This is a genomic window from Streptomyces swartbergensis (assembly GCF_002148965.1).
GTDB classification, from domain to species: domain Bacteria; phylum Actinomycetota; class Actinomycetes; order Streptomycetales; family Streptomycetaceae; genus Streptomyces; species Streptomyces swartbergensis.
This window is the reverse complement of sequence record NZ_NGFN01000385.1, coordinates 1-7837: the sequence shown is the minus strand read 5'-3', so window position 1 is coordinate 7837 and position 7837 is coordinate 1. Positions and strand designations below refer to the sequence as shown.

Genomic DNA, 7837 nt, shown 5'->3' with positions numbered 1-7837 from the left:
CTCCGGCCGTGCTCAACGTGCCTATGAGCACCGTGAGCGCCAGCAGCCATCTGAGCGCCTTGCGCATGCGCACTCCCCTGTGAGACAGATGTGCGCCGGAAGCTAGCGGACCAACTCCCCCCAGCACCAGGGGACATAGGGAAAACCCTCTGTGCGCCGGACGTCAGCACAGGATCCAGCCGGAGCTGACCGAGCCCTGCCCCACCCTGCCCTTCAGCCATACGCAGCGGCGCCCGGCGTGCACCATCACCGGGCCGGCGTGGTAGGAGTACCGGCCTTCGTCGACGACCGGGCGGTTGCCGCGTGCCTGCACGCTCACCGACATCTTCCGCTTCACGCCGGGCTTCTTGGTGAGGGTCACGGCGCAGACGTAGCCGCCGCGTTTGTAGACGAGCACGGTTCCGGTGGAGAACGGCAGGGTGCGGACCTTGCGGCCGGGACAGTGGGCGGAGGCGGAGGCGGCCTGCGCCTCGCCCGGCGCCGCGACGGCGAGCAGGCCGGAGGCGGTCAGCACGGCCAGGCCGAGCGCGAGCCGCCGGCGTATCGGTCCACTGTCCACTGTCGTCCTCCCGTACCGCGTCGTGCGCGACCATCGGCGTACGGGTGTACGGACGCATGACGTATGTCGGACGGTTGCACGAGCGTTACGAGAACGCCGGTCGCGCGGGCCTCACCGGGACGCGCCGACCGGCTCCTCCGGCTCCGCGCCGATGAACGTCCGCCACAGCTCGGCGTACCGCCCGCCGCGCGCGAGCAGCTCCTCGTGCGTGCCGTCCTCGGCGACCCGGCCGTGGTCCATGACGACGACCCGGTCGGCGCGGGCGGCGGTGGTGAGGCGGTGGGCGACGACGAGGGTCGTGCGGCGGCCCGCGATGCGGTCGGTGGCCTGGTTGACCTGGGCCTCCGTGGCCAGATCCAGCGCCGCCGTCGCCTCGTCGAGGAGCAGGATGTCCGGGTCGACCAGTTCGGCGCGGGCCAGGGCGATCAGCTGACGCTGCCCGGCGGAGAGGTTGCGCCCGCGCTCGGCGACCTCGTGGAGGTAGCCGCCCTCCAGTGTGGCGATCATCTCGTGCGCGCCGACCGCCCGGGCCGCCGCCTCGACCTCGGCGTCGGTGGCGTCCGGGCGGCCGTAGGCGATGGCGTCGCGGACGGTGCCCTGGAAGAGGTACGCCTCCTGCGGGACGACCCCCAGACGGTGCCGGTACGAGGTGAGGTCGAGGGCGCGCAGATCGGTGCCGTCGACGGTGACCCGGCCGCCGGTGGGGTCGTAGAAGCGGGCCACGAGCTTGACGAGGGTCGACTTGCCCGCGCCGGTCTCGCCGACGAACGCGACGGTCTGCCCGGCGGGGATGCGCAGGTCGACCCCGCCGAGGGCCGCCTCCCCCGCACCGGCGGCGCCATATTCGAAGTGCACGTCCTCGAAGGCGATGTCGCCGCGCAGGGACAGCACTTCGCGGGGTTCGTCGGCGGACTTCGTCGACGTCGGCTCGCGCAGCAGCTCCTGGATGCGGCCCAGCGAGACGGACGCCTGCTGGTAGCCGTCGAAGACCTGGGACAGCTGCTGCACGGGCGCGAAGAACAGGTCGATGTAGAGCAGGTAGGCCACCAGCGAGCCGATCGCCAGCGTCCCGTTGTCGACCCGCGCCCCGCCCACGATCAGCACGGCCGCGGCCGCCACCGACGACAGGAACTGCACGAAGGGGAAGTACACCGAGATCAGCCACTGGCCCCGGATGCGCGCCTGACGGTAGCTGTCGCTGTGCCCGGCGAACCGCCGCCCGCCGTCCCGCTCGCGCCGGAAGGCCTGCACGATCCGCAGCCCGGACACCGACTCCTGGAGGTCGGCGTTGACCACCGACACGCGTTCGCGCGCCAGTTCGTACGCCTTCACGCTCGCCCGGCGGAAGAAGTACGTGGCGATGATCAGCGGCGGCAGCGTCGCGAAGACGACCAGCGCGAGCTCCACGTCGATGACCAGCAGGGCGATCATGATGCCGAAGAAGGTGACGACCGAGACGAAGGCGGTGACCAGGCCCGTCTGGAGGAACGTCGACAGCGCGTCGACGTCCGTCGTCATCCGGGTCATGATCCGGCCGGTCAGCTCCCGCTCGTAGTAGTCGAGCCCGAGGCGCTGGAGCTGGGAGAAGATCTTCAGCCGGAGCGCATACAGCACCCGCTCGCCGGTACGTCCCGTCATGCGGATCTCGCCGACCTGGGCCGCCCACTGCACGGCCACCGTCAGCAGCGCGAGCAGCGACGCCGCCCACACGGCGCCGAGCGCCGCCTGGGTGACGCCCGAGTCGATGCCGTGCCGGATCATGATCGGCAGCAGCAGGCCCATGCCCGCGTCGACGGCGACCAGACCGAGGCTGACCAGCAGCGGCAGCCCGAAGCCGCGCAGCAGCCGGCGCAGGCCGTAGGACTCCTCCGGCTGGACGGCCCGTGCCTCGTCGACGTCGGGGACGTCGGTGGCCGGGGGCAGCGCCTCCACCTGGGTGAGCAGCTCGGGCGTGGCGGGGCTCTCGGCGAGGGCGGTGTCCTTGCGCTCGCGGTCGCCGCTCCACAGCCGTGGGGTGACCCCGCGCTCGGCGTCGAACTCGGCGTCCAGCTCGTCCCGGACGGAGGTGTCCTCCTGGGGGCAGGCCGGCTGGGTGTGGCCCGGGGAGACCGCGCCCAGCTCGTCGGGGTCGGTGAGCAGGCGCCGGTAGAGGGCGGAGCGCCGCTGGAGTTCGTCGTGGGTGCCGATGTCGGCGAGGCGGCCGCCGTCCAGGACGGCGATGTGGTCCGCGAGGTTCAGGGTGGAGCGGCGGTGGGCGATCAGCAGCGTGGTGCGGCCCCGCATGACCTCCTTCAGGGCCTCGTGGATCTCGTGCTCGACGCGGGCGTCCACGGCGGAGGTGGCGTCGTCCAGGACCAGCAGGCGCGGGTCGCTGAGGATGGCGCGGGCGAGGGCGACGCGCTGGCGCTGGCCGCCGGAGAGGGTGAGGCCGTGCTCGCCGACGGTGGTGTCGTAGCCGTCGGGGAGCTCGCTGATGAACCGGTGCGCCTGGGCGGCGCGGGCGGCCCGCTCGATCTCCTCCTGGGTGGCGTCCGGGCGGCCGTAGGCGATGTTGTTGCGGACCGTGTCGGAGAAGAGGAAGGAGTCCTCCGGGACCAGCCCGATCGCGGCCCGCAGCGACTCCGATGTCAGTTCGCGCACGTCGTGGCCGCCGACGAGGACGGCACCGCGGGTGACGTCGTAGAAGCGCGGCAGCAGCAGGGAGACCGTGGACTTGCCGGAGCCGGAGGAGCCGACGACGGCGAGGGTCTCGCCGGGGCGGATCTCGAAGGAGAGGCCGTCGAGGACGGGGCTGGTCTTGCCGGGGGCGGCGCCGTAGCCGAAGGAGACGTCGTCGAACTCGACGGTCGCGGGGGCGTCGGCGGGGAGATCCTTGTGGCCGTCCTGGAGGGACGGCTCGGTGTCGATCAGCTCCAGGACGCGCTCGGTGCCGGCGCGGGCCTGCTGGCCGACGGTGAGCACCATGGCGAGCATGCGGACCGGGCCGACGAGCTGGGCGAGGTAGGTGGAGAAGGCGACGAACGTGCCGAGGGTGATGTGTCCGCCGACCGCGAGCCAGCCGCCGAGCGCCAGCATCGCGACCTGGCCGAGGGCGGGGACGGCCTGGAGGGCCGGGGTGTAGACGGAGTTCAGGCGGATGGTGCGCAGCCGCCCGGCGAAGAGCCTGCGGCCGACCTCCCGGAGCTTCCCGGTCTCCTGCTCCTCCTGCCCGAAGCCCTTCACCACGCGCACGCCGCTGACGGCGCCATCGACCACGCCGGCGACGGCGGCGGCCTGTGCCTGGGCGTACCAGGTCGAGGGATGCAGGCGGGTGCGGCTGCGCTTGGCGATCCACCAGATGGCGGGCGCCACCGCCAGGGCGACCAGGGTCAGCGGCACGGACAGCCATGCCATGATCACCAAAGAGATCAGGAACAGCATGAAGTTCCCGATGGTCATCGGGAGCATGAACAGCAGGCCCTGGATGAGCTGGAGGTCGCTGGTGGCGCGGCCGACGACCTGGCCGGTGGACAGCTCGTCTTGGCGGCGGCCGTCGAGCCGGGTGATCGTCCCGTACATCTCCGTGCGCAGGTCGTGCTGGACGTCGAGGGCGAGGCGGCCGCCGTAGTAGCGGCGGATGTAGGTGAGGACGTAGACGACCAGCGCGGCGGCGATGAGGAGGCCGGCCCAGGTGGTCATCGAGCGGGTGTGGTCGCTGATGACGTCGTCGATGAACACCTTGGTGATCAGCGGGACGAGGGCCATGACCGCCATGCCGGCCAGCGAGGAGCCGAGGGCGAGTACGACGTCCTTCGGGTGGCGCCATGCGTAGGCCCACAGTCGTCGTGCCCATCCCCGTTGCGGTGTCACGCGTTGCCCTCCGAGCGTCCTGGTCTGCCGGTCGTCCTGGTCTGCCGGAAGGCACCAACGCCGTGGGAGCCTGTTTTCATCCCGCGGCGTGACGAGCGTTACCCCGCCCCCACCCTGGACGGTGATTGATACTCGCCGGTATCTTGCTCTGAGCAAGCGCTTAGACAGCTAGGTCCCTGGAGGTGGCGGCGTGCGCCGTACGGTGTTCAACGAGGATCACGAGGCGTTCCGGGAGACCCTGCGCGCCTTCATCGAGGCCGAGGTCGTACCCGTGTACGACGAGTGGTTCGCGGCGGGCCAGGCGCCCCGCGAGTTCTACTACAAGCTCGGTGAGCTGGGCATCTTCGGGATCAACGTCCCCGAGGAGTTCGGCGGCGCGGGCCTGGACAGCCACAAGTTCGAGGCCGTGCTCTACGAGGAGACCGCTCGCGCCGGCGTCCAGTTCGGCGGCTCCGGCGTGCACGTGCTGCTCGCCCTGCCCTACATCAAGATGCTCGCCACCGACGAGCAGAAGAAGCGCTACCTGCCGAAGTTCGTCACCGGCGAGGAGATGTGGGCCATCGCGATGACGGAGCCGGGCACCGGTTCCGACCTCGCGGGCATGAAGTCCACCGCCAAGCTGAGTGAGGACGGCACGCACTACGTCCTCAACGGCGCCAAGACCTTCATCACCGGCGGTGTGCACGCCGACCGCGTGATCGTCTGCGCCCGGACCGCCGCCCCGACCGCCGAGGACCGCCGCCACGGCATCTCCCTCTTCGCCGTCGACACCAAGTCCGAGGGCTACTCCGTCGGCCGCAAGCTCGACAAGCTCGGCCTGAAGACCTCCGACACCGCCGAGCTGGCGTTCGTCGACGTCAAGGTGCCCGTCGAGGACCTCCTCGGCGAGGAGAACAAGGGCTTCTACTACCTCGGCCACAACCTGGCCTCCGAGCGCTGGGGCATCGCCTTCGGCGCCTACGCCCAGGCCAAGGCCGCCGTCCGGTTCGCCAAGCAGTACGTGCAGGAGCGCACGGTCTTCGGCAAGCCGGTCGCCCACTTCCAGAACACCAAGTTCGAGCTGGCCGCCTGCCAGGCCGAGGTGGACGCCGCCGAGGCCGTCGCCGACCGCGCGACCGAGGCCCTCGACGCCGGTGAGCTCACCCCCGCCGAGGCCGCCTCCGCGAAGCTGTTCTGCACCGAGGTCGCCCACCGCGTCATCGACCGCTGCCTCCAGCTGCACGGCGGCTACGGCTACATGAACGAGTACCCGATCGCCCGCCTGTACGCGGACAACCGCGTCAACCGCATCTACGGCGGCACCAGCGAGATCATGAAGACGATCATCGCCAAGGACATGGGGCTGTAAGCCGACCGCAATCAGTGGCCGGTACAACAGTCGCATGAGTCAGGCACTACAGGACCTCCTCGATCTGCTCGACCTGGAGCAGATCGAGGAGGACATATTCCGTGGCCGTTCCCGGTCCGCCGTCGTCCCGCGGGTCTTCGGCGGGCAGGTCGCGGCCCAGGCGCTCGTCGCGGCCGGGCGCACGGTCCCCGAGGACCGGCCCGCGCACTCGCTCCACGCGTACTTCCTGCGCCCCGGCGATCCCGGCGCGCCCATCGTCTACACCGTCGACCGGATCCGCGACGGCCGCTCCTTCACCACGCGCCGGGTGGTCGCCGTCCAGCACGGCAAGCCGATCTTCCACCTCTCGGCGTCCTTCCAGGTGTACGAGGACGGGCTGGACCACCAGGAGCGGATGCCGTCCGCGCCCGATCCCGCCACGCTGCCCACCGGTGAGGAGCGGCTGCGCGGGTACGGGCATATCGACCCGGCGGTCGTGGAGAAGTTTCTCGAGGCCCGGGCCGCCGTCGATCTGCGCTACGTCGACGAGCCGCCGTACGGGAAGTTCGGCGAGCCGCGCGAGCCGCACTCCCAGGTCTGGTTCCGGACCAACGGCAAGCTCGCCGACGATCCTCCCCCAGACTCCGTCTGGGGGGACCCCCAGCTGCACGTCGTCCTCGCCACCTACGTCTCCGACATGACGCTCCTCGACTCCGTGCTGCTCGCGCACGGGCGGGGCGGCTGGGCCGTCGGCGACGTCGTCGGGGCCTCCCTGGACCACGCGATGTGGTTCCACCGGCCGTTCCGCGCCGACGAGTGGCTGCTCTACGACCAGGAGTCCCCGTCCGCGTACGGCGGCCGGGGACTGGGACAGGCCCGCATCTACACGCAGGACGGGCGGCTGGCCATCACGGTGATCCAGGAGGGCGTGGTCCGCGTCCCGCGCGAGGCGGACACTAGCTGAGGCCCGCCTCCGCCAGCAGGTACGCCGTCATCGGGTCGTAGTGGCGGGGGCTGACCACATGGTCGTCGAGGGGCACCGTCACCTGTACCGTGCCCTCGGCCTCGGCGAGGAAGAGGGCCGGGTCGTTGGAGTCGGCGTAGCCGACGGAGTCCACGCCGTGCTGTCCGGCGTAGCCCGCCCAGCCGTGGTCGGCGACGACCAGGTCGGGCAGCGGGCGGCCCTCGCGCTCCATGGCGGTCAGGATGGCCTTCATCGGCTCGCCCGAGTGGGTGTGCCACAGGGTGGCCCCGTGCTCCAGCACCGCCACGTCCGCGAACTGCATGACGTAGCCCTCCTCCGTCGCCAGCCCCTCCGGGATGACGACGATCTCGCAGCCGGCCGCGCGCAGGGCCGCCGCGGTCGCGCGGTGCACGTCGAGCAGGCCGCCGGGGTGGCCGGTGGCGAACAGGACCCGCTGCTGCCCGTCCGCCGCCTTGCGCAGCCGCCCGGCGAGCCGCTCCAGACCGGCGACGGTCAGCTCCGGGTCGATGGTGTCCTGTCCGTACCGGTACTCGGGGTCGTCGTTCACGCCGGCCCGTTCCGCCATCACCGCGAGGACGTCCTGCTCGTCGCTCCAGCGGTCGCCGAGTTCCAGGCCGAACCAGTAGTGACGGTCGGCGTTCGCCAGCTTGCGGTAGTGGGAGAGGTTGTTCTCGCGGGGGGTGGCGACATCGCCCGCGATGCGCGTCCTGACGAGGTGGTCGACGAGTTCGGCGCGGCTGGGTGTCCCGGGTATCGGCATGGCTCCCATTGTGAGGCAGCCGACTGCGGGCGGCCCTGACGTATCGCACGCTGGGATCTGCGTCACGTACTCAGCGGGACCCCGCTCACATACTCAGATGTGCCGCAGCGCGAACCAGAGTTCCATGCGGACGTCCGGGTCGTCGAGGTCGGTCTCCAGCAGGGCCGCGCACCGGGCGATGCGCTGCCGCACGGTGTTGCGGTGCACGGACAGGGCGACGGCCGTGCGGTCCCAGCTGCCGTGCAGGGACAGCCAGGTGCGCAGGGTCTCGGGGAGCGCGGGATGGGCCGTGACGGGCGCGAGCAGGGTGCGGGCGTGGGCCGCCGCCTCGGCGGGCGGGACCAGGTCGGCGAGGGC

At 71.4% G+C, this 7837-nt stretch carries 6 protein-coding genes; 2 read left to right on the top strand and 4 right to left on the bottom strand.

From position 1 onward, the window contains the following. Positions 1-163: 163 nt before the first annotated feature. Together CA983_RS37375 and CA983_RS37370 are read right to left on the bottom strand one after the other, a co-directional pair. Positions 164-559 (bottom strand): hypothetical protein, encoded by a 396-nt coding sequence (locus CA983_RS37375; RefSeq protein WP_086605177.1) that lies wholly within the window; start codon positions 557-559, stop codon positions 164-166. Between the two features lie 111 nt (positions 560-670). Continuing rightward, positions 671-4408: an ABC transporter ATP-binding protein gene (locus CA983_RS37370; RefSeq protein WP_086605176.1), complete on the bottom strand. Its 3738-nt coding sequence runs from the start codon at positions 4406-4408 to the stop codon at positions 671-673. Positions 4409-4598: 190 nt separating this feature from the next. Between CA983_RS37370 and CA983_RS37365 the strand changes: the two genes are divergently transcribed. Together CA983_RS37365 and CA983_RS37360 are read left to right on the top strand one after the other, a co-directional pair. After that, entirely contained in the window at positions 4599-5756 is a 1158-nt protein-coding gene (locus CA983_RS37365) for an acyl-CoA dehydrogenase family protein (protein WP_086605175.1), read from the top strand. Between the two features lie 34 nt (positions 5757-5790). Then, positions 5791-6699 (top strand): acyl-CoA thioesterase, encoded by a 909-nt coding sequence (locus CA983_RS37360; protein WP_086605174.1) that lies wholly within the window; start codon positions 5791-5793, stop codon positions 6697-6699. Here CA983_RS37360 and CA983_RS37355 read toward each other — a convergent pair. Then, positions 6692-7480, bottom strand: coding sequence for a phosphatase (locus tag CA983_RS37355; RefSeq protein WP_086605173.1), 789 nt, complete (start codon positions 7478-7480; stop codon positions 6692-6694). The two genes, CA983_RS37360 and CA983_RS37355, sit on opposite strands and share 8 nt — an antisense overlap. Positions 7481-7573: 93 nt before the next feature. After that, positions 7574-7837: helix-turn-helix domain-containing protein (locus tag CA983_RS37350; protein ID WP_143645670.1), on the bottom strand; the 264-nt coding region annotated here is incomplete at its 5' end.

Coding starts and splice junctions, on each gene's coding strand:
- CA983_RS37360 (WP_086605174.1), top strand. CDS start 5,791: ATGAGTCAGGCACTACAGGACCTCCTCGATCTGCTCGACCTGGAGCAG.
- CA983_RS37355 (WP_086605173.1), bottom strand. CDS start 7,480: ATGCCGATACCCGGGACACCCAGCCGCGCCGAACTCGTCGACCACCTC.